General features: G+C 60.8%; 15 protein-coding genes, 2 tRNA genes and 3 rRNA genes. 12 read left to right on the top strand and 8 right to left on the bottom strand.

What is annotated here, in order from left to right:
- Positions 1–108: 108 nt before the first annotated feature.
- Positions 109–903: an adenosylmethionine decarboxylase gene (speD, locus tag FOC67_RS22705; RefSeq protein ID WP_003085223.1), complete on the top strand. Its 795-nt coding sequence runs from the start codon at positions 109–111 to the stop codon at positions 901–903.
- A 54-nt stretch (positions 904–957) separates the two neighbouring features.
- Here speD and coq7 read toward each other — a convergent pair whose 3' ends face one another.
- A complete protein-coding gene (coq7, locus tag FOC67_RS22700; RefSeq protein WP_003085224.1) occupies positions 958–1,605 on the bottom strand; it encodes a 2-polyprenyl-3-methyl-6-methoxy-1,4-benzoquinone monooxygenase in 648 nt (215 codons plus the stop codon).
- A gap of 99 nt (positions 1,606–1,704) precedes the next feature.
- Positions 1,705–2,043 carry a histidine triad nucleotide-binding protein gene (locus FOC67_RS22695; RefSeq protein WP_003085225.1) on the bottom strand — a complete coding sequence of 113 codons (339 nt, stop codon included), beginning with the start codon at positions 2,041–2,043 and terminating at the stop codon, positions 1,705–1,707.
- Between the two features lie 78 nt (positions 2,044–2,121).
- Here FOC67_RS22695 and FOC67_RS22690 point away from each other — a divergent pair, with 78 nt between their 5' ends.
- Complete coding sequence (locus tag FOC67_RS22690; protein ID WP_003121853.1) at positions 2,122–3,603, top strand: AAA family ATPase; 1,482 nt, start codon at positions 2,122–2,124, stop codon at positions 3,601–3,603.
- 39 nt (positions 3,604–3,642) lie between these two features.
- Here FOC67_RS22690 and FOC67_RS22685 read toward each other — a convergent pair whose 3' ends face one another.
- The 4 genes from FOC67_RS22685 to hemJ all read right to left on the bottom strand — a co-directional run bounded on the left by FOC67_RS22685 (position 3,643) and on the right by hemJ (position 7,115).
- Positions 3,643–4,443 (bottom strand): SDR family oxidoreductase, encoded by an 801-nt coding sequence (locus tag FOC67_RS22685; protein ID WP_003085237.1) that lies wholly within the window; start codon positions 4,441–4,443, stop codon positions 3,643–3,645.
- Between the two features lie 60 nt (positions 4,444–4,503).
- Entirely contained in the window at positions 4,504–5,586 is a 1,083-nt protein-coding gene (locus tag FOC67_RS22680; RefSeq protein ID WP_009315201.1) for a DUF805 domain-containing protein, read from the bottom strand.
- 121 nt (positions 5,587–5,707) lie between these two features.
- Entirely contained in the window at positions 5,708–6,676 is a 969-nt protein-coding gene (locus FOC67_RS22675; RefSeq protein WP_003085244.1) for a nitronate monooxygenase family protein, read from the bottom strand.
- Positions 6,677–6,692: 16 nt separating this feature from the next.
- Positions 6,693–7,115: a protoporphyrinogen oxidase HemJ gene (gene hemJ / locus FOC67_RS22670; RefSeq protein WP_009315202.1), complete on the bottom strand. Its 423-nt coding sequence runs from the start codon at positions 7,113–7,115 to the stop codon at positions 6,693–6,695.
- 290 nt (positions 7,116–7,405) lie between these two features.
- On the opposite strand from hemJ, the gene argC reads away from it, so the two are divergent.
- The 4 genes from argC to erpA all read left to right on the top strand — a co-directional run bounded on the left by argC (position 7,406) and on the right by erpA (position 10,010).
- A complete protein-coding gene (gene argC, locus FOC67_RS22665) occupies positions 7,406–8,440 on the top strand; it encodes an N-acetyl-gamma-glutamyl-phosphate reductase (RefSeq protein WP_009315203.1) in 1,035 nt (344 codons plus the stop codon).
- Positions 8,440–9,159: a DUF6776 family protein gene (locus FOC67_RS22660; RefSeq protein WP_003085249.1), complete on the top strand. Its 720-nt coding sequence runs from the start codon at positions 8,440–8,442 to the stop codon at positions 9,157–9,159. The genes argC and FOC67_RS22660 overlap by 1 nt, the downstream gene beginning before the upstream one ends.
- On the top strand, positions 9,160–9,582 hold the full coding sequence (locus FOC67_RS22655) for a polymer-forming cytoskeletal protein (RefSeq protein WP_003120826.1): 423 nt from the start codon (positions 9,160–9,162) through the stop codon (positions 9,580–9,582).
- Between the two features lie 77 nt (positions 9,583–9,659).
- Complete coding sequence (gene erpA, locus FOC67_RS22650) at positions 9,660–10,010, top strand: iron-sulfur cluster insertion protein ErpA (RefSeq protein ID WP_003085254.1); 351 nt, start codon at positions 9,660–9,662, stop codon at positions 10,008–10,010.
- 53 nt (positions 10,011–10,063) lie between these two features.
- Here erpA and FOC67_RS22645 read toward each other — a convergent pair whose 3' ends face one another.
- Positions 10,064–11,155, bottom strand: coding sequence for an anhydro-N-acetylmuramic acid kinase (locus tag FOC67_RS22645; RefSeq protein WP_003085271.1), 1,092 nt, complete (start codon positions 11,153–11,155; stop codon positions 10,064–10,066).
- Between the two features lie 2 nt (positions 11,156–11,157).
- The gene (locus FOC67_RS22640) at positions 11,158–12,597 is read right to left on the bottom strand and encodes a peptidoglycan DD-metalloendopeptidase family protein (protein ID WP_003085274.1); all 1,440 of its coding nucleotides are present in this window, start codon (positions 12,595–12,597) and stop codon (positions 11,158–11,160) included.
- A gap of 188 nt (positions 12,598–12,785) precedes the next feature.
- Between FOC67_RS22640 and tyrS the strand changes: the two genes are divergently transcribed.
- The 6 genes from tyrS (at position 12,786) to rrf (ending at position 19,682) form a co-directional block, all read left to right on the top strand.
- A complete protein-coding gene (tyrS, locus tag FOC67_RS22635) occupies positions 12,786–13,985 on the top strand; it encodes a tyrosine--tRNA ligase (RefSeq protein ID WP_003113167.1) in 1,200 nt (399 codons plus the stop codon).
- A gap of 539 nt (positions 13,986–14,524) precedes the next feature.
- Positions 14,525–16,060, top strand: a 16S ribosomal RNA gene (locus FOC67_RS22630).
- Between the two features lie 64 nt (positions 16,061–16,124).
- Positions 16,125–16,201: transfer RNA gene (locus tag FOC67_RS22625), tRNA-Ile, on the top strand.
- A 28-nt stretch (positions 16,202–16,229) separates the two neighbouring features.
- A tRNA-Ala gene (locus FOC67_RS22620) sits at positions 16,230–16,305 on the top strand.
- A gap of 226 nt (positions 16,306–16,531) precedes the next feature.
- Positions 16,532–19,422 (top strand): 23S ribosomal RNA (locus FOC67_RS22615).
- Positions 19,423–19,566: 144 nt separating this feature from the next.
- A 5S ribosomal RNA gene (gene rrf, locus FOC67_RS22610) occupies positions 19,567–19,682 on the top strand.
- The 16S, 23S and 5S rRNA genes sit together here with 2 tRNA genes alongside, the layout of an rRNA operon.
- Positions 19,683–19,805 lie beyond the last annotated feature (123 nt).

Raw genomic sequence — 19,805 nt, 5'->3', positions numbered from 1 at the left:
GCCATCGCGAAGAGGTGTTAACCGTCCTACGCAGGTGCGTCGTTCGCATCTGACGGGCATGCCCCAACCCTGCGGCAGAGCCGCAAGCAACCGAGAGAGTTCCCCACGGTGAAAAGCAAACTCAAGCTCCACGGGTTCAACAACCTGACGAAGACCTTGAGCTTCAACATCTACGACATCTGCTACGCCGAGACGCCCGAAGACCTCCAGGCCTACGTGCAGTACATCGACGAAGAGTATGACGCGGAGCGTCTGACGCAGATTCTTACCGATGTTGTCGACATCATCGGCGCCAATATCCTGAACATCGCGCGTCAGGACTACGACCCCCAGGGCGCCAGCGTGACCATCCTGATCTCCGAGCAGCCGGTCACTCCGACCGACAGCCAGATCGAAGAGTCCCCGGGCCCGCTGCCGGACACCATCCTGGCGCACCTGGACAAGAGCCACATCACCGTGCATACCTACCCGGAAATCCATCCGGTGGACGGCATCGCGACCTTCCGCGTGGACATCGATGTGTCCACCTGCGGAGTGATCTCCCCGCTGAAGGCCCTGAACTACCTGATCCACCAGTTCGACTCGGACATCGTCACGGTCGACTATCGGGTCCGCGGCTTCACCCGCGACATCGAGGGGCGCAAGCATTTCATCGACCACGAGATCAACTCGATCCAGAACTATCTCTCCGACGACACGCGCGAGGCCTACCAGATGACCGACGTGAACGTGTACCAGGAGAACCTGTTCCACACCAAGATGCTGCTCAAGGACTTCGAACTGGAGAACTACCTGTTCGGCGACGCTACCCGGACGCTCTCGACGGAACAGCGCGAGCAGGTCACGGAACGGCTCAAGCACGAAATGCTGGAGATCTTCTACGCGCGCAACATGCCGCGCTGATCGCACACGAGAAAGAAAAAGCCCGCTTCGAGCGGGCTTTTTCATGCGTGCGATTCAGATGCGGTAGGTGCTCTTGGTCATCACCTTCGCCAGCAGGCTCATGCCCAGCTTCACCGGTGCCGGGAAGCGCAGGCCGCCGGCGGCCAGGGCGTTGCTCGAATGCTGTTCCTCGTCGATACGCATCTGCTCGAGGATGGCACGGGATTTCCGATCCTCCTGGGGAATCTGCGCCAGGTGTTCGTCCAGATGCTTGCACACCTGGTCTTCGGTGGCGGCGACGAAGCCCAGGCTGACCCGGTCGCTGACCAGCCCGGCGGCGGCACCGACGCCGAAGGACAGGCCGTAGAAGATCGGATTGAGCACGCTGGGACGGCTGCCCAACTGGCGAATGCGTTGCTCGCACCAGGCCAGGTGGTCGATCTCCTCCTCGGCGGCTTCCTCCATCGCCTCGCGGACCTCGGGCAGCTTGGCGGTCAGTGACTGGCCCTGGTACAGCGCCTGGGCGCAGACCTCGCCGGTGTGGTTGATGCGCATCAGGCCGGCGATATGGCGGGTGTCTTCCTCGCTCAGTTCGCCATCGGGTTCCACGATGGCCGGCGACGGTCGCGCCGGCTGGCCGCTGAACGGCAGCAGGGTGCGCAGGGCGGAGTCGGCCTGCAGCAGGAAACGGTCGATGGGCGAATAGTGGCGGTCGGCGGACATGGCGCACCTCCGGAAACGAAAGATCGCACCAGTTTACCGGAAGTGCGCTGATAGCAGGATGTTGCGGACGGGCTGCGATGTCGCAGCGCCAGCAGGGACTCAGCCCGGCGGCCAGTGCATCTGGCGTTGACCCAGCACGTGCATGTGGATGTGGTGCACGGTCTGCCCGCCAAGGTCGTTGCAGTTCATCACCACACGGAAGCCTTCCTCGCAGCCCTGCTCCCGGGCCAGGCGCTGGGCGGTGAAGAGGATATGGCCTGCCAGCGGCCGGTCTGCCTCGGTCAGGTGCTCGAGGGTGGGAATGTGCCTTTTCGGGATGACCAGGAAGTGCACCGGCGCCTGTGGGCCGATATCGTGAAACGCGACAACTTCCTCGTCTTCGTAGAACTTGCGCGCGGGAACTTCCCCCGCCACGATCTTGCAGAACAGACAGTCCATGGGCGATTCCTCCGGCCTCGGGTGCTTTCCCGAGTGTAGCGGTGCCCGTCGCGACCGCCCAAGCGTGAAGGAGCCGCAGTGAAGAACGACATACACGACCTCGGCCTGGTCCTGGATTCCCGGGTCAAGCTGATCCTGATCGAGTCCTGGGACGAGCCGAAGGTGATGGAAACCCTCACCGGCCTGGCGGTCAGGCGCGGCCTTGGCCTGTATGCCTGGTCGGTGACCGAGGGCGTGCAGCGCCTGGGCTTCGGCGGCGAGCCGCTGGGCGGGGAGGAGAGCCGCGACCCGGTCGCGGCGTTGCGCTTGATCAAGCACGATCAGCAGGCGAATCTCTACGTGCTCTGCGACCTGCATCCTTTCCTTGGCGACAGCCCGACCCTAGTGCGCCTGCTCAAGGAAATCGCCATGGCCGAAGGCAATCATCGACCGACCGTGGTGCTGGTGTCCCATGCGCTGAAGCTGCCGGCCGAAGTGCAGCGCTTCGCCGCGCGGTTCTCGCTGTCCCTGCCCAGCGAGGACGAACTGCTCGGCATCGTCCGCGAGGAAGCGACGCGCTGGAGCGAGCGCAACCGTGGTGCCCGCGTGCGCACCGACAACCGCACCCTGCAGCAGGTGGTGAAGAACCTGCGTGGGCTCAGCCATGCCGAGGCGCGGCTGCTGGCGCGCAACGTGATCTGCAACGATGGGGCGATCACCCAGGAGGACCTGCCCGAGCTGAACCGCACCAAGTTCCAGCTACTCGACCTGGAGGGTGTGCTGAGCTTCGAGTACGACACCGCGCGCTTCGCCGAGGTCGGCGGGCTTGCCGCGCTCAAGCGCTGGCTCGGCGAGCGTCAGTCGGCGTTCCTCGCCGGCAAGCCTGGCGACCAGCCGAAGGGCATGATGCTGGTCGGCGTGCAGGGCGCCGGCAAGAGCCTGGCGGCCAAGGCGGTGGCCGGCCTCTGGGGCTTGCCGTTGCTGCGTCTGGATTTCGCCTGTCTCTACAACAAGTACTTCGGCGAAACCGAGCGCAACCTGCGCGAGGCGCTGCGCCTGGCCGAACAGATGGCGCCCTGCGTGCTGTGGATGGATGAAGTGGAGAAGGGCATTTCTGGCGGCGACCAGGACAACGGCGTCAGTCAGCGCGTGCTGGGTACCCTGCTGACCTGGATGGCCGAGCGCGAGGCGCCGGTCTTCATGGTCGCCACCGCGAACGCTATCGACCGCCTGCCGCCCGAACTGATCCGCAAGGGACGCTTCGACGAATTGTTCTTCGTCGACCTGCCGACGCCGGAGGTTCGCGCCGAGATCTTCCGCATCCACCTGCAACGCCGCGAGCTGGAGCCGGCACAGTTCGACCTCCTTCTGCTGGCGGCTGCCAGCGAGGGTTTCAGCGGGGCGGAGATCGAGCAGGCGGTGGTGGCGGCACTGTACGCCGGGCAGGCGCGACAGCAGGCGGTGGATCAGGAGCTGTTGCTCAGGGAGCTGTCGCGAACCTCGCCGCTGTCGGTGCTGATGGCGGAAAAGCTCGCCGCGCTGCGGACCTGGGCCAAGGGGCGGGCGGTGCCGGCAGACTGAGCCGACGGCTAACCTCGTTGCCCTGCGAGGAGAGGCCGATCAACCCCGTGGGACGGAGGGTACCGCCGAGGCGTTGATCCGCGCGGCGAGTCGGCGCACCAGCCAGCGTGGCGCCAGGCGTGGGCTCAGCGCCAGCAGGCGATTGCGCCAACCGGGGACGATCAGGGCGCGGTTCTTGTCCAGCCCGCGCAGGGCCAGCAGCGCGACTTCCTCCGGGGTCATCATCAGCTTGCTCCGGTCGAGCCTGCCGAGCCGCATCCCGGCTTCCCGGAAGAATGCCGTACGGGTTGGCCCAGGGCACAGCACCGAGACCTTGACGCCGCGCCCTTTCAGTTCTTCCCGCAAGCCTTCCGAGAAGTGCAGGACGTAGGCCTTGCTGGCGTAGTAGTTGCTCATCCAGGCGCCGGGCTGGAAGGCGGCCACCGAGGCGATATTGAGTATCTGGCCACCGCCCTGCGCCGCCATGCGGGCGCCGAGGGAGTGGCAAAGGCGGGCCAGGGCCAGGATGTTGAGTTCGATCAGCTCCTGTTCCCGCGCCCATTCCTGGTCGATGAAGGGGCCGGAGGTACCGATCCCGGCATTGTTAACCAGCAGGTCGATCTGTCGTTCGCCCTGTTCCAGTTCGTGCAACAACCCTGACAGTTGCAGCGGCTCGGAAAGATCGCAGGTGCGGAACAGCACTTCCACGCCGAAACGCTGCGCCAGCTCATAGGCGATGCTCTCCAGCGCGTCGCGCTGGCGCGCCACCAGGATCAGGGCGCGACCGCGCCGGGCCAGGGCTTCGGCTAGGGCCAGGCCGATACCGCTGGAAGCGCCGGTGATCAGGGCATAACGGGGCATTCGAGACTTCTCCGAAACGGACGGGGAATTGGACCCCGCCCGTCGCGAGGGGTTGCGTGGCTACTGTTGGTCGTCGTCTTCCATGGCCTCTGCCGCCGCCGTGGCGGCTTCATCGGCTTCGGCCGCCGCTGCGGCGGCCTGCTCGTCCGTGGTGTACGGGTCGGCTGGAGCGCTGGCGCCGCCGTCATAGTTCGCGCGCTCCAGGTAACCCTGGTAGGACGGCAGGGCGATGGCGGCGATGATACCGACTATCGGCAGCAGGATGATCAGACTGGCCAGGACTTTCACCCCGGTGCTGTTCGCCGGCGGCGGCGGACCGTAGCGGTTGGCGCCGGTGCTGCCGGGCAGGACCAGCATCAGGATGCCGAACACGCTGCCGACGAAGGGGACGAAGTTGAGCAGCCAGAGCCAGCCCGACCAGCCGAGGTCATGCAGGCGCTGCACGCCGATCATCACGGCAATGACGATGAAGGCGATCGAGGCCAGGGCGGTGACGGCCACGCCGACGGTTTCGCCGAGCAGGAAGCCCAGGCCCATGATGACGAGGAAGCACAGCGTCATCGCCATCGACCAGCCGAGATAGCGCAGGCGTCCGATCCGGCCGTTGGTGGTGAACACGTTCAGCTCGCCGAACTCGGGGAGGGCTTCGCCGACCTGGGCGCTGGGTGGTGTGTAGGGAGACGCGCCCGCGCCCGCGCCCGCGGCCGCCGCAGGCGCGGCGTTTTCGCCGAGCTGCGCCTGGCGCGCCAGGTACTTCTCGATGATGATGCCGCAAGCCGAACATTCCGCTCCGCTGGGCTGTTCATGGCCGCATTTCGGGCAGGTCATGGGAGGCAGGTCTTGCGCTGGGGTTTCCTCCGCGACCTGGGGGTTGTGATCGGGCGTTTCCACCAGGCTCAGGCTGGCCGCCAGGTCGACTTCCTTGTAGGCATTGGCGCCGGCCTGGCGCAGGGCGGTCAGGTAACGCTCCGCCTCGGCCTCTGGAAGTTCGCGTTTCAGCACCACCGGGCGACCGCCGAAGAGGGCGTCGATCTTGCCCGGTTCGCTCTTGAACAGGCGGGCGAGATTGTCCTTCACGGTTTCGAGCGATGCGTCGGGCATCAGCTCGCCGGAGAAGACGATCTTGAAGCGTTGGTCGGTCATGCAGGCATCCTTGTCAGCTGGGGTGAGAGAAATGCAGCCGACAGCCTAATCGGCGGCCTTGGCGCCCACAAGCGCGAGATGAGAACTCCCGCACAAGCCGGGGCGCCGTGACCCGGCGGTTTCAGCGCGGCCAGCGGTTGGCCAGGCTATCCATGTTCCGCAGGGCGTCTCGATATTCCCGGTCGAGGCGGGCGACCAACTCGTCGACGCCGGGCAAGTCGTCTATGTTGCCCGCGCCCTGGCCGGCGGACCACACGGTCTTCCAGGCCTTGGCCTCGTCGTTCACCGGCTTGAGTTTCTCGCCGTAGTTCATGTCTGCCTTGTCGGTCAGGCGCTTCAGATCGTAGCCGGCGGCCTCCAGGCTTTGCCGCATGAAGCTGGCCGGTACGCCGGACACCGCCGGGGTGTGCACGATGTCGGCGGCGCGTGCCTCCAGGATCATCTGCTTGTAGGCGTCGGAGGCATTGCTCTCGCGGGTGGCGATGAAGCGGGTGCCGAGATAGGCCAGGTCGGCGCCGAGCATCTGTGCGGCGAGAATCTCGTGGCCGTGGTTGATGCAGCCGGCCAGCAGCAGAGTCTTGTCGAAGAACTGGCGGATTTCCGCGACCAGCGCGAAAGGGCTCCAGGTCCCGGCGTGCCCGCCCGCGCCGGCCGCCACCGCGATCAGACCGTCGACCCCGGCCTCGGCGGCCTTTTCGGCGTGGCGGCGGGTGGTGACGTCGTGGAATACCAGGCCGCCGTAGCTATGCACAGCGTCTACCACTTCGCGCACTGCGCCGAGGCTGGTGATGACGATCGGTACGCGGTGCTCGACGCAGATCCGCAGGTCGGCCTGCAACCGCGGATTGGTGTTGTGGACGATCAGGTTCACCGCATAGGGCGCGGGATTGTCCAGCGCCTGCAGGCCGGCCCCGATTTCCTCCAGCCAACCCTCGAAGCCGCTGCTCTCGCGCTGGTTGAGCGCCGGGAAGCTGCCGACGATGCCGCTGCGGCAGCAGGCCAGCACCAACTGCGGGTTGGATACCAGGAACATCGGCGCGGCCACCATCGGCAGTCGCAGGCGTTGGTCGAGCAGGGCGGGCAAGGACATGGACAGGACTCCTGGGTCAGAAAGGTTTGAGCACCACCAGTAGGACGATCAGCAGCAGGAACAGTACAGGCACTTCGTTGAACCAGCGGTAGAACACATGGCTTCGCCCCGGCTCGCCGCGGGCGAAGCGCTTGAGCATGGCGCCGCAGGCGTGGTGGTAGCCGATCAGCAGGACCACCAGGGTCAGCTTGGCGTGCAGCCAGCCTTGGCTCAGCCAGCCGGGGGTGAGATAGAGCATCCAGAGGCCAAGGACCAGGGTGGCGAGCATCGAGGGCATCATGATCCCCCGGTAGAGCTTGCGCTCCATGACGCAGAAGCGTTCCTGGCTGGTCTGGTCCTCGCTCATGGCGTGGTAGACGAACAGGCGCGGCAGGTAGAACAGGCCGGCGAACCAGCAGACCACGGCGATGATATGGAAGGCTTTGAGCCACAGGTACATCAGGACATCCTCTTGATCACGGTGCCCCGATAGTAGAGGGATGGCTGGAACGCGTCACCCTGGCGGCTTGCCGCTGTCTGATTTGCCGGCAGATATGGCCGCATAACAGGTAGGAACATTCGGATAGGGCCTCGCAGCAATTTCTGCCCGACGACCCCGGGGGCTAGACTGCCGACCGAAGGGCCGAACCGGTCGCAAAGCCGGACGCCCAGCGCTGTTCATGCCGGCGCTCGGCTCTTATCATTGGCCTCTTTTGGCTAGCTTGCCTCAGCGCGCGGAGTGATGGACAGATGATCAAGGTCGGCATCGTTGGCGGTACGGGTTATACGGGCGTGGAACTGCTGCGCCTGCTGGCGCAGCATCCGCAGGCCCGGGTGGAAGTGATCACTTCGCGTTCCGAGGCGGGGGTGAAGGTCGCCGACATGTACCCGAACCTGCGAGGTCATTATGACGACCTGCAGTTCAGCGTGCCGGACGTGCAGCGCCTCGGCGCCTGCGACGTGGTGTTCTTCGCCACGCCGCACGGCGTGGCGCACGCGCTGGCTGGCGAACTGCTGGACGCCGGGACCCGGGTCATCGATCTGTCCGCTGACTTCCGCCTGGCGGACGCCGAGGAGTGGGCGCGCTGGTACGGCCAGCCGCATGGCGCTCCGGCGCTGCTCGACGAGGCTGTCTACGGCCTGCCGGAAGTGAACCGCGAGAAGATCCGCCAGGCCCGCCTGATCGCCGTGCCGGGCTGCTACCCGACCGCGACCCAACTGGGCCTGATCCCGCTGCTGGAGGCCGGCCTGGCCGACGCCTCGCGGCTGATCGCCGATTGCAAGTCCGGGGTCAGCGGCGCCGGTCGGGGCGCCAAGGTTGGCTCGCTGTTCTGCGAGGCGGGCGAAAGCATGATGGCCTACGCGGTCAAGGGGCATCGGCATCTCCCGGAAATCAGCCAGGGCCTGCGTCGGGCCTCCGGCGGCGAGGTCGGGCTGACGTTCGTACCGCACCTGACGCCAATGATCCGCGGTATCCATGCAACCCTCTATGCCCATGTCGCGGATCGCTCGGTCGATCTCCAGGCGCTGTTCGAGAAGCGCTACGCCGACGAACCCTTCGTCGACGTGATGCCGGCCGGCAGCCATCCGGAGACCCGCAGCGTGCGTGGCGCCAATGTCTGCCGAATCGCCGTGCATCGCCCCCAGAGCGGCGACCTGGTGGTGGTGCTGTCGGTGATCGACAACCTGGTCAAGGGCGCCTCGGGTCAGGCGCTCCAGAACATGAACATCCTGTTCGGGCTGGACGAGCGCCTGGGCCTCTCGCATGCGGCCCTGCTCCCCTGATGTCCGGCTGGGAACTCCAGTTCCGTGATCCACGGCGGGCCTGGCTGGTCCGCCTTGGGGTGGGTGCGCTGCTGCTGGCGGTTCCGCTGGCGTTTCTCGGCGGTCGCTGGTCGACCGGGGCGGACGCCGCTCGCAGCGAGGCCGATGCGCAACGCCAGGAAACCCTGATCGGCGAGCAGAAGGCCGAGCTGGAGCGCCTGCGTACCGAAATCGAGGTGTTGCGCAGCGGAGAACGCCTCAGCCAGCAGGCCACCGAACAGAGCCGGCAGACCATCAAGCTGCTTGAGGACCAGGTGTTCAAGCAGCAACAGGACATCGCGTTCTACAAGGGGGTAGTCGCGCCGGCCAGCAAGGCGGATGCGCTGGAAATCCGTGCCTTTGAGGTGCAGGGCACGGACGACCCGCAGCGCTTCCGCTATAAGGTGATGCTCAGCCGCCTGGGCAGGGACGACCGCAAGCTGGATGGGCGGCTGAAAGTCCGCATCAGCGGCAAGCTGGCGCGCAAGGACGCTACCTACGACCTCGAACAGCTCTCGCCGGAACTGGGCAAGACAGGGCTGTCGATTTCCCTCCGGCATTTCCAGTCGATCCCAGAAGGGGGGCGTTTCGCCGAGCTGGAGCTGCCGAAGAACTTCATCCCGAAGCTGATCGACGTACGTGCGGAGCTGAATGGCCAGTCCAAACCGCTACAGCGCCGTTTCGATTGGCCGAAGCAGTGAGTGAGCATTATGTGGAGCAAGAACAAAGGCCGGGCCGACGTCCAGCGTTTCACCGGGCAGACCAGCCTGATCGCCAGCGGCGCCGAACTGGTCGGTGACATGAACCTCAAGGGCGCGGTGCAGATCGACGGCACCGTCCGCGGAGCGTTGCAGGCGCACGAAGGGCTGGTGCGGGTCAGCGCCGGCGGTCGAGTCGATGGCGAAATCCGGGCCCCCCATGTGATCATCGACGGTCAGGTGGATGGCGACATCCATGCCATCGAACGCCTGGAGCTGGGGGCCCAGGCCCGGGTGAAGGGCAATCTTCACTATGGGCTGATCGAAACCGCCATGGGGGCCCAGATCGAGGGCCGCCTGTGCCCGATGACCGAGGCCAGTCCGCGCCCGCTGGAACTGCCTGCCAGCGTGGAAACTGTGGATTAGTTGACCATTTTTCTGGGACAAGAGGATAATGGGCGTAATGTTGTAACGCACGGCCTCAAGCCGGGAGATTCGGAAACATGAGCATCGAGACCTTCACCCCTACGCCCCTGCTCTTTACCCCAGGCGCAGCCAACAAGGTGAAGACGTTGATTGACGAAGAGGGCAATCCTCGCCTGAAACTGCGTGTATTCGTCACCGGCGGCGGTTGCTCGGGCTTCCAGTATGGCTTCACCTTCGACGAAGATATCGCCGATGACGATACCGTGATCGAGCGCGATGGCGTGGGCCTGGTGGTGGACCCGATGAGCTTCCAGTACCTGGCGGGCTCGGAAGTCGACTACCAGGAAGGCCTGGAAGGTTCGAGGTTCGTCATCAAGAACCCGAACGCCGCCACGACTTGCGGTTGCGGACAGTCGTTCTCGATCTGACGTCGATGGGGCCGCTACGAAAACGCCGCGCTTATATGCGCGGCGTTTTCGTTTCAGGCGGGATACAGCGCGCCCAGAGTTCTGGGACCGAGCGCACCGGTCACATCAGGGCAGTTGCCGGGCAGGCGCTCGAGAAACCGATGGGCTAGCCAGGCGAATGCCATGCCCTCCATCCAGGCAGGGGGAATGCCGTATTCGTCGGTACTGGCGACCCGAGCTTCGGGCATCAGCAGGGCCAGGCGCTTCATCAGCGCCGTATTGAAGGCGCCGCCGCCGCATACCAGCACCTCTTCGCAGTCCGGCTGGGCGTCCAGCAGCGATTCGCTGATGCTGCGCGCGCTCAGTTCCAGCAGGGTTGCCTGGATATCCGCTGCCGGCAAGGCAGGGTGACGAGCCAGGTGCTCCTGCAGCCAGGACAGGTTGAAGCGCTCGCGCCCGGTGCTCTTGGGGCCACGCGCGGCGAAGAACTCATCCGCCAGCAGGCTTGCCAGCAGTGCGTGGTTCATCTGGCCGCTGGCGGCCCACGCACCGTCCCGGTCGAAATGTTCGCCGCGTTGGTGATGAATCCAGGCGTCCATCAGCACGTTGCCCGGGCCGCAGTCGAAGCCGCGTACCGGCTTTCCGGGGCTGAGCAGCGAAACGTTGCTGAAGCCACCGATGTTCAGGACCGCCCTGGAGGCGTCATCATCGCCAAACAGCGCCTGATGGAAGGCCGGTACCAGCGGGGCGCCCTGGCCGCCGGCTGCGACGTCGCGGCGGCGGAAGTCGGCGACGACATCGATGCCGGTCAGCTCCGCCAGCAGGGCGGGGTTGCCGATCTGCACCGTGAAGTGGCGAGCGGGTTCATGTCGGATGGTTTGACCGTGACTGCCGATGGCACGGACTTCGTCGGGGCTCATCTGCTGCTGGAGCAGCAGTTCGCGCACGCCCTGTGCTGCAAGGGCGACCCAGCGTTGCTCGACTTCGGCGGCGCGGGCGATTTCATCGGGACCGGGGACGCACAGGGCGAGGATGTCTTCGCGCAGCCCGGCCGGCATGGGTAGGTAATGGGAAGCGAGCAAGGTGGTGCGATCACCTTGCTCGATCAGGACGATGTCCATGCCGTCCAGGCTGGTTCCGGACATCAACCCCAGGTAGCGCGGCACGATCAGCGCTGCTTGTTCAGGGCCAGGAGGGTTTTCTTCTCCTGATCCATGCGCGCGATCATCGGCTGGGTCTGCGCCATGAAGCGCTTGCGATCTGCGCCACCGAGCGGGTCCGCCATGGGCAGCTTGGCACTCAGCGGATCGACGTGACGGCCATTGATCTGGAATTCGTAGTGCAGGTGTGGGCCGGTGGCCAGGCCCGTCATGCCCACGTAACCGATGATCTGGCCCTGCTTCACGCTGGTACCGGCGCGGATACCCTTGGCGAAGCGGCTCATGTGTCCGTAGATGGTCCGATAGCGCTGGCCGTGCTGGATCACCACGGCGTTGCCGTAGCCCCCCTTGCGTCCGGCTTCGAGGATCTTGCCGTCTCCGGTGGCCTTGATCGGTGTGCCGATGGGGGCAGCGTAGTCGACGCCCTTGTGCGCGCGGATCTTGTTCAGGATCGGGTGGCGGCGGCCCAGGGAGAAGCGCGAGCTGATGCGGGCGAAATCCACCGGCGTACGGATGAATGCCTTGCGCATGCTGGAGCCGTCGGCGCGGTAGTAGCTGGTATTGCCCTGCTTGTTGGTATAGCGCACGGCGGTGTAGGTCTTGCCACGGTTGACGAAGCGGGCGGCGAGGATATTGCCGGTCGCCACTTGCTTGCCGTTGACCTTGTGCTGTTCGTAGATCACGTCGAACTCGTCGCCTTCACGCAGATCGAGGGCGAAGTCGATGTCGTAGCCGAAGATGTTCGACAGCGACGTGACCAGGTTATAGGGCAGGCCGGCGTTACGACCGGCAACGAACAGCGAGCTGGTGATGCGGCCATGGGCATAGGCGGTATGCAGGTCGATCTGGGCCTTCTCGCGTTTGAAGGAGTAGCCCTTGTCGGTCTTGTCCAGGCCGATGGTCTCGAGTTCGCTCTGCTTGACTCGCAGCGCCTGCAGCTCTCCTTTGGGGTCGAGCTTGAGCTTGACCTCCTGGCCGACCTTCAGATGGGTGAAGCGCTTGGCATCCTTGCTGCTGGTCAGCATGTCGTGCATGGCCGAGGTGGAAAGGCCTGCCTTGGTGAATACGGTCGACAGCGTATCGCCACTGGCGACGGTGATGGTCTTCCACTCGGGATCGACGGGCTTGGTGTCGGCATCGGCTACAGATGCGCCCGGCTTGTCCGAGTCTTGCTCGGCGGTGTTGTCGTCGGAGGCGCCTTCTACCTGAGCGAAAGGCGTGCCTTCGTCGCTGGAATTGGTGACCGATTGCGGCAGGAGGTCGTCTTTCTCCTGAAGGAGGCGATCGGTGTTGCTTTCAAGCTCCAGATTGAGCGTGGTCCTCTTGGCCTCGACTTCGCTCGAGGGGAACACCAGTAGTGCCAAACTGAGGAGCGCTGCAACACCGCTGGCGGCCAACAAGTGGCTTTTCGGGTAATACGGCGGCGCTTTCTGATCGGATTGCGTCATGGCGTGATTGGTGTTTTTGGATTGTGAATAAATAACTGCCTAAAATATAACCAAAATCTCCTTGAATCAAGCCAAAAGTCGCGTCTGGCCTGGCTCCGTCCCCCTGACGGTCGGCAAAATTTGTTTTTAGTCTGCGATCTTGTATGGTTGGTTCCCTTTCGATTTTGGCAATTGGGCAGAACCTGTAAATGAAGTCGGTTGAAGAGCAGCTGGCGCTGATCCAGCGCGGTGCAGACGAGATCCTGGTAGAGGCGGAACTGGTGGCCAAGCTGAAGCGTGGCCAGCCCTTGCGGATCAAGGCCGGCTTCGACCCGACCGCTCCCGATCTGCATCTTGGCCATACCGTGCTTATTAATAAGCTGCGCCAGTTCCAGGACCTGGGGCATCAGGTGATCTTCCTCATCGGTGACTTCACTGGGATGATCGGTGACCCCAGTGGGAAAAGTGTTACCCGTCCTCCCCTGACGCGCGAGCAGGTTCTGGAGAATGCGGAGACGTACAAGTCCCAGGTCTTCAAGATCCTCGACCCGGCCAAGACCGAAGTAGCCTTCAATTCCACCTGGATGGACCAGCTGACCCCGGCTGACTTCATTCGTCTTGCCTCTCAGTACACCGTTGCGCGCATGCTGGAGCGCGATGACTTTAGCAAGCGCTATGCCAGCAATCAGCCCATCGCTATCCATGAGTTCCTCTATCCGCTGGTCCAGGGCTATGACTCCGTCGCGCTGAAGGCGGACGTCGAGTTGGGTGGCACCGACCAGAAGTTCAACCTGCTGATGGGGCGCGAGCTGCAGCGCGCCTATGGTCAGGAGGCCCAGGTGATCCTGACCATGCCGTTGCTGGAAGGGCTGGATGGCGTGAAGAAGATGTCCAAGTCGCTGGGCAACTATATTGGTATCCAGGAAGCGCCGGGTGTCATGTACAGCAAGCTGGTCTCCATTCCTGACACGCTGATGTGGCGTTACTTCGAACTGCTCAGCTTCCGTTCCCTGGATGAGATCGATAGCTTCCGCAAGGACGTCGAGGCGGGCGCCAACCCGCGTGACATCAAGATCAAGCTGGCCGAGGAGATCGTCGCCCGCTTCCATGGCGAGGAGGCGGCGGCGAGCGCACACAAGTCGGCCGGCAATCGCCTGAAGGAGGGCGAGCTGCCGGAGGACCTGCCGGAGATCGAGCTGTCGTCCCCCGAGGATATGCCCGTTGCCTCTGTCCTTAATAAGGCGGGGTTGGTGAAGAATGCGGCTGCGGCTCGCGATCTCCTGGGTGCCGGCAGCGTCAAGGTGGATGGGCAGGTCGTCGACCGCACCTTCATGCTGGCGCTGGGTGAAACCCGTGTGTTCCAGGCAGGGAAGAAGGCTTTCGCGCGCATCACGCTGAAAGCTGAATAATTCTTTCAAATAAGTGTTGACGCCAGTTTCTATCTCCCTATAATGCGCACCACTCCCGGCGACGGCGAAGAGTAAATGCTTGAAAATCAAGGATTTACGGATTCTCTCCCAGGGGTGGTGAAGCGCTCCGGCAGGTTGTTCGCCGCAGCGGTTCGGTCCCGAAAGGGGCTCGAAACGAAGCTTCATCGAGGTGCTTGACAGCGAATTTGAACGCTGTAGAATGCGCCTCCCGCTGATCGGAAGATAGTTTGAAGGTCGGCGCAAGCGGTTGAGTAGAAAAGAAAATTTTCGAAAATAACGCTTGACGGAACGAGAGGTTGCTGTAGAATGCGCGGCCTCGGTTGAGACGAAAGCCTTGACCAACTGCTCTTTAACAAGTCGAATCAAGCAATTCGTGTGGGTGCTTGTGATGTAAGACTGGTGATCGCAAGATTATCAGCAACGCAAGTAACACTCGTGAATTCGAGAGTTTTATCTCTTTTTAAGAGAATGCGATTGCTGAGCCAAGTTTAGGGTTTTCTCAAAACCCAAGCAGTATTGAACTGAAGAGTTTGATCATGGCTCAGATTGAACGCTGGCGGCAGGCCTAACACATGCAAGTCGAGCGGATGAAGGGAGCTTGCTCCTGAATTCAGCGGCGGACGGGTGAGTAATGCCTAGGAATCTGCCTGATAGTGGGGGATAACGTCCGGAAACGGGCGCTAATACCGCATACGTCCTGAGGGAGAAAGTGGGGGATCTTCGGACCTCACGCTATCAGATGAGCCTAGGTCGGATTAGCTAGTTGGTGGGGTAAAGGCCTACCAAGGCGACGATCCGTAACTGGTCTGAGAGGATGATCAGTCACACTGGAACTGAGACACGGTCCAGACTCCTACGGGAGGCAGCAGTGGGGAATATTGGACAATGGGCGAAAGCCTGATCCAGCCATGCCGCGTGTGTGAAGAAGGTCTTCGGATTGTAAAGCACTTTAAGTTGGGAGGAAGGGCAGTAAGTTAATACCTTGCTGTTTTGACGTTACCAACAGAATAAGCACCGGCTAACTTCGTGCCAGCAGCCGCGGTAATACGAAGGGTGCAAGCGTTAATCGGAATTACTGGGCGTAAAGCGCGCGTAGGTGGTTCAGCAAGTTGGATGTGAAATCCCCGGGCTCAACCTGGGAACTGCATCCAAAACTACTGAGCTAGAGTACGGTAGAGGGTGGTGGAATTTCCTGTGTAGCGGTGAAATGCGTAGATATAGGAAGGAACACCAGTGGCGAAGGCGACCACCTGGACTGATACTGACACTGAGGTGCGAAAGCGTGGGGAGCAAACAGGATTAGATACCCTGGTAGTCCACGCCGTAAACGATGTCGACTAGCCGTTGGGATCCTTGAGATCTTAGTGGCGCAGCTAACGCGATAAGTCGACCGCCTGGGGAGTACGGCCGCAAGGTTAAAACTCAAATGAATTGACGGGGGCCCGCACAAGCGGTGGAGCATGTGGTTTAATTCGAAGCAACGCGAAGAACCTTACCTGGCCTTGACATGCTGAGAACTTTCCAGAGATGGATTGGTGCCTTCGGGAACTCAGACACAGGTGCTGCATGGCTGTCGTCAGCTCGTGTCGTGAGATGTTGGGTTAAGTCCCGTAACGAGCGCAACCCTTGTCCTTAGTTACCAGCACCTCGGGTGGGCACTCTAAGGAGACTGCCGGTGACAAACCGGAGGAAGGTGGGGATGACGTCAAGTCATCATGGCCCTTACGGCCAGGGCTACACACGTGCTACAATGGTCGGTACAAAGGGTTGCCAAGCCGCGAGGTGGAGCTAATCCCATAAAACCGATCGTAGTCCGGATCGCAGTCTGCAACTCGACTGCGTGAAGTCGGAATCGCTAGTAATCGTGAATCAGAATGTCACGGTGAATACGTTCCCGGGCCTTGTACACACCGCCCGTCACACCATGGGAGTGGGTTGCTCCAGAAGTAGCTAGTCTAACCGCAAGGGGGACGGTTACCACGGAGTGATTCATGACTGGGGTGAAGTCGTAACAAGGTAGCCGTAGGGGAACCTGCGGCTGGATCACCTCCTTAATCGAAGATCTCAGCTTCTTCATAAGCTCCCACACGAATTGCTTGATTCACTGGTTAGACGATTGGGTCTGTAGCTCAGTTGGTTAGAGCGCACCCCTGATAAGGGTGAGGTCGGCAGTTCGAATCTGCCCAGACCCACCAATTGTTGGTGTGCTGCGTGATCCGATACGGGGCCATAGCTCAGCTGGGAGAGCGCCTGCTTTGCACGCAGGAGGTCAGGAGTTCGATCCTCCTTGGCTCCACCATCTAAAACAATCGTCGAAAGCTCAGAAATGAATGTTCGTGAATGAACATTGATTTCTGGTCTTTGCACCAGAACTGTTCTTTAAAAATTCGGGTATGTGATAGAAGTAAGACTGAATGATCTCTTTCACTGGTGATCATTCAAGTCAAGGTAAAATTTGCGAGTTCAAGCGCGAATTTTCGGCGAATGTCGTCTTCACAGTATAACCAGATTGCTTGGGGTTATATGGTCAAGTGAAGAAGCGCATACGGTGGATGCCTTGGCAGTCAGAGGCGATGAAAGACGTGGTAGCCTGCGAAAAGCTTCGGGGAGTCGGCAAACAGACTTTGATCCGGAGATCTCTGAATGGGGGAACCCACCTAGGATAACCTAGGTATCTTGTACTGAATCCATAGGTGCAAGAGGCGAACCAGGGGAACTGAAACATCTAAGTACCCTGAGGAAAAGAAATCAACCGAGATTCCCTTAGTAGTGGCGAGCGAACGGGGATTAGCCCTTAAGCTTCATTGATTTTAGCGGAACGCTCTGGAAAGTGCGGCCATAGTGGGTGATAGCCCCGTACGCGAAAGGATCTTTGAAGTGAAATCGAGTAGGACGGAGCACGAGAAACTTTGTCTGAACATGGGGGGACCATCCTCCAAGGCTAAATACTACTGACTGACCGATAGTGAACCAGTACCGTGAGGGAAAGGCGAAAAGAACCCCGGAGAGGGGAGTGAAATAGAACCTGAAACCGTATGCGTACAAGCAGTGGGAGCCTACTTGTTAGGTGACTGCGTACCTTTTGTATAATGGGTCAGCGACTTATATTCAGTGGCAAGCTTAACCGTATAGGGTAGGCGTAGCGAAAGCGAGTCTTAATAGGGCGTTTAGTCGCTGGGTATAGACCCGAAACCGGGCGATCTATCCATGAGCAGGTTGAAGGTTAGGTAACACTGACTGGAGGACCGAACCCACTCCCGTTGAAAAGGTAGGGGATGACTTGTGGATCGGAGTGAAAGGCTAATCAAGCTCGGAGATAGCTGGTTCTCCTCGAAAGCTATTTAGGTAGCGCCTCATGTATCACTCTGGGGGGTAGAGCACTGTTTCGGCTAGGGGGTCATCCCGACTTACCAAACCGATGCAAACTCCGAATACCCAGAAGTGCCGAGCATGGGAGACACACGGCGGGTGCTAACGTCCGTCGTGAAAAGGGAAACAACCCAGACCGCCAGCTAAGGTCCCAAAGTTGTGGTTAAGTGGTAAACGATGTGGGAAGGCTTAGACAGCTAGGAGGTTGGCTTAGAAGCAGCCACCCTTTAAAGAAAGCGTAATAGCTCACTAGTCGAGTCGGCCTGCGCGGAAGATGTAACGGGGCTCAAACCACACACCGAAGCTGCGGGTGTCACGTAAGTGACGCGGTAGAGGAGCGTTCTGTAAGCCTGTGAAGGTGAGTTGAGAAGCTTGCTGGAGGTATCAGAAGTGCGAATGCTGACATGAGTAACGACAATGGGTGTGAAAAACACCCACGCCGAAAGACCAAGGGTTCCTGCGCAACGTTAATCGACGCAGGGTTAGTCGGTTCCTAAGGCGAGGCTGAAAAGCGTAGTCGATGGGAAACAGGTTAATATTCCTGTACTTCTGGTTACTGCGATGGAGGGACGGAGAAGGCTAGGCCAGCTTGGCGTTGGTTGTCCAAGTTTAAGGTGGTAGGCTGAAATCTTAGGTAAATCCGGGGTTTCAAGGCCGAGAGCTGATGACGAGTCGTCTTTTAGATGACGAAGTGGTTGATGCCATGCTTCCAAGAAAAGCTTCTAAGCTTCAGGTAACCAGGAACCGTACCCCAAACCGACACAGGTGGTCGGGTAGAGAATACCAAGGCGCTTGAGAGAACTCGGGTGAAGGAACTAGGCAAAATGGCACCGTAACTTCGGGAGAAGGTGCGCCGGCTAGGGTGAAGGATTTACTCCGTAAGCTCTGGCTGGTCGAAGATACCAGGCCGCTGCGACTGTTTATTAAAAACACAGCACTCTGCAAACACGAAAGTGGACGTATAGGGTGTGACGCCTGCCCGGTGCCGGAAGGTTAATTGATGGGGTTAGCGCAAGCGAAGCTCTTGATCGAAGCCCCGGTAAACGGCGGCCGTAACTATAACGGTCCTAAGGTAGCGAAATTCCTTGTCGGGTAAGTTCCGACCTGCACGAATGGCGTAACGATGGCGGCGCTGTCTCCACCCGAGACTCAGTGAAATTGAAATCGCTGTGAAGATGCAGTGTATCCGCGGCTAGACGGAAAGACCCCGTGAACCTTTACTGTAGCTTTGCACTGGACTTTGAGCCTGCTTGTGTAGGATAGGTGGGAGGCTTTGAAGCGTGGACGCCAGTTCGCGTGGAGCCATCCTTGAAATACCACCCTGGCATGCTTGAGGTTCTAACTCTGGTCCGTGATCCGGATCGAGGACAGTGTATGGTGGGCAGTTTGACTGGGGCGGTCTCCTCCTAAAGAGTAACGGAGGAGTACGAAGGTGCGCTCAGACCGGTCGGAAATCGGTCGTAGAGTATAAAGGCAAAAGCGCGCTTGACTGCGAGACAGACACGTCGAGCAGGTACGAAAGTAGGTCTTAGTGATCCGGTGGTTCTGTATGGAAGGGCCATCGCTCAACGGATAAAAGGTACTCCGGGGATAACAGGCTGATACCGCCCAAGAGTTCATATCGACGGCGGTGTTTGGCACCTCGATGTCGGCTCATCACATCCTGGGGCTGAAGCCGGTCCCAAGGGTATGGCTGTTCGCCATTTAAAGTGGTACGCGAGCTGGGTTTAGAACGTCGTGAGACAGTTCGGTCCCTATCTGCCGTGGACGTTTGAGATTTGAGAGGGGCTGCTCCTAGTACGAGAGGACCGGAGTGGACGAACCTCTGGTGTTCCGGTTGTCACGCCAGTGGCATTGCCGGGTAGCTATGTTCGGAAAAGATAACCGCTGAAAGCATCTAAGCGGGAAACTTGCCTCAAGATGAGATCTCACTGGGAACTTGATTCCCCTGAAGGGCCGTCGAAGACTACGACGTTGATAGGCTGGGTGTGTAAGCGTTGTGAGGCGTTGAGCTAACCAGTACTAATTGCCCGTGAGGCTTGACCATATAACACCCAAACAATCTGACGATTGTGTGTTGTAAGGTGAAGTCGACGAACCGAAAGTTCGCATGAACCGCAAAACACATTGAAATCACATACCTGAATCCGGATAGACGTAAGCCCAAGCAAACGGATATCCAACCGAATTGCTTGACGATCATAGAGCGTTGGAACCACCTGATCCCTTCCCGAACTCAGAAGTGAAACGACGCATCGCCGATGGTAGTGTGGGGTCTCCCCATGTGAGAGTAGGTCATCGTCAAGCTCCTATCCCAAAACCCCTGGTCAGCGATGACCAGGGGTTTTGCTTTTGCGCGCGGAAAAGTCTGCGAAAATCCAGGGAAAAGGCAGCTATACGGCAGGGCTTTTCGTAGGCAAAGCGCAAGTG

The sequence above is a fragment of the Pseudomonas sp. FDAARGOS_761 genome (assembly GCF_013343155.1).
GTDB lineage: Bacteria > Pseudomonadota > Gammaproteobacteria > Pseudomonadales > Pseudomonadaceae > Pseudomonas > Pseudomonas aeruginosa.
Note: the sequence above shows the minus strand (reverse complement) of the source record. Positions and strands in the feature narration are given on the sequence as shown.

Bases quoted from the DNA above. Each gene is read 5' to 3' on its own strand.
- FOC67_RS22675 (WP_003085244.1), bottom strand. From the start codon at position 6,676: ATGTCCTTGCCCGCCCTGCTCGACCAACGCCTGCGACTGCCGATGGTG.
- FOC67_RS22680 (WP_009315201.1), bottom strand. From the start codon at position 5,586: ATGACCGACCAACGCTTCAAGATCGTCTTCTCCGGCGAGCTGATGCCC.
- argC (WP_009315203.1), top strand. From the start codon at position 7,406: ATGATCAAGGTCGGCATCGTTGGCGGTACGGGTTATACGGGCGTGGAA.
- tyrS (WP_003113167.1), top strand. From the start codon at position 12,786: ATGAAGTCGGTTGAAGAGCAGCTGGCGCTGATCCAGCGCGGTGCAGAC.
- hemJ (WP_009315202.1), bottom strand. From the start codon at position 7,115: ATGTACCTGTGGCTCAAAGCCTTCCATATCATCGCCGTGGTCTGCTGG.
- FOC67_RS22660 (WP_003085249.1), top strand. From the start codon at position 8,440: ATGTCCGGCTGGGAACTCCAGTTCCGTGATCCACGGCGGGCCTGGCTG.
- FOC67_RS22695 (WP_003085225.1), bottom strand. From the start codon at position 2,043: ATGGACTGTCTGTTCTGCAAGATCGTGGCGGGGGAAGTTCCCGCGCGC.
- coq7 (WP_003085224.1), bottom strand. From the start codon at position 1,605: ATGTCCGCCGACCGCCACTATTCGCCCATCGACCGTTTCCTGCTGCAG.
- FOC67_RS22640 (WP_003085274.1), bottom strand. From the start codon at position 12,597: ATGACGCAATCCGATCAGAAAGCGCCGCCGTATTACCCGAAAAGCCAC.
- FOC67_RS22685 (WP_003085237.1), bottom strand. From the start codon at position 4,443: ATGCCCCGTTATGCCCTGATCACCGGCGCTTCCAGCGGTATCGGCCTG.
- erpA (WP_003085254.1), top strand. From the start codon at position 9,660: ATGAGCATCGAGACCTTCACCCCTACGCCCCTGCTCTTTACCCCAGGC.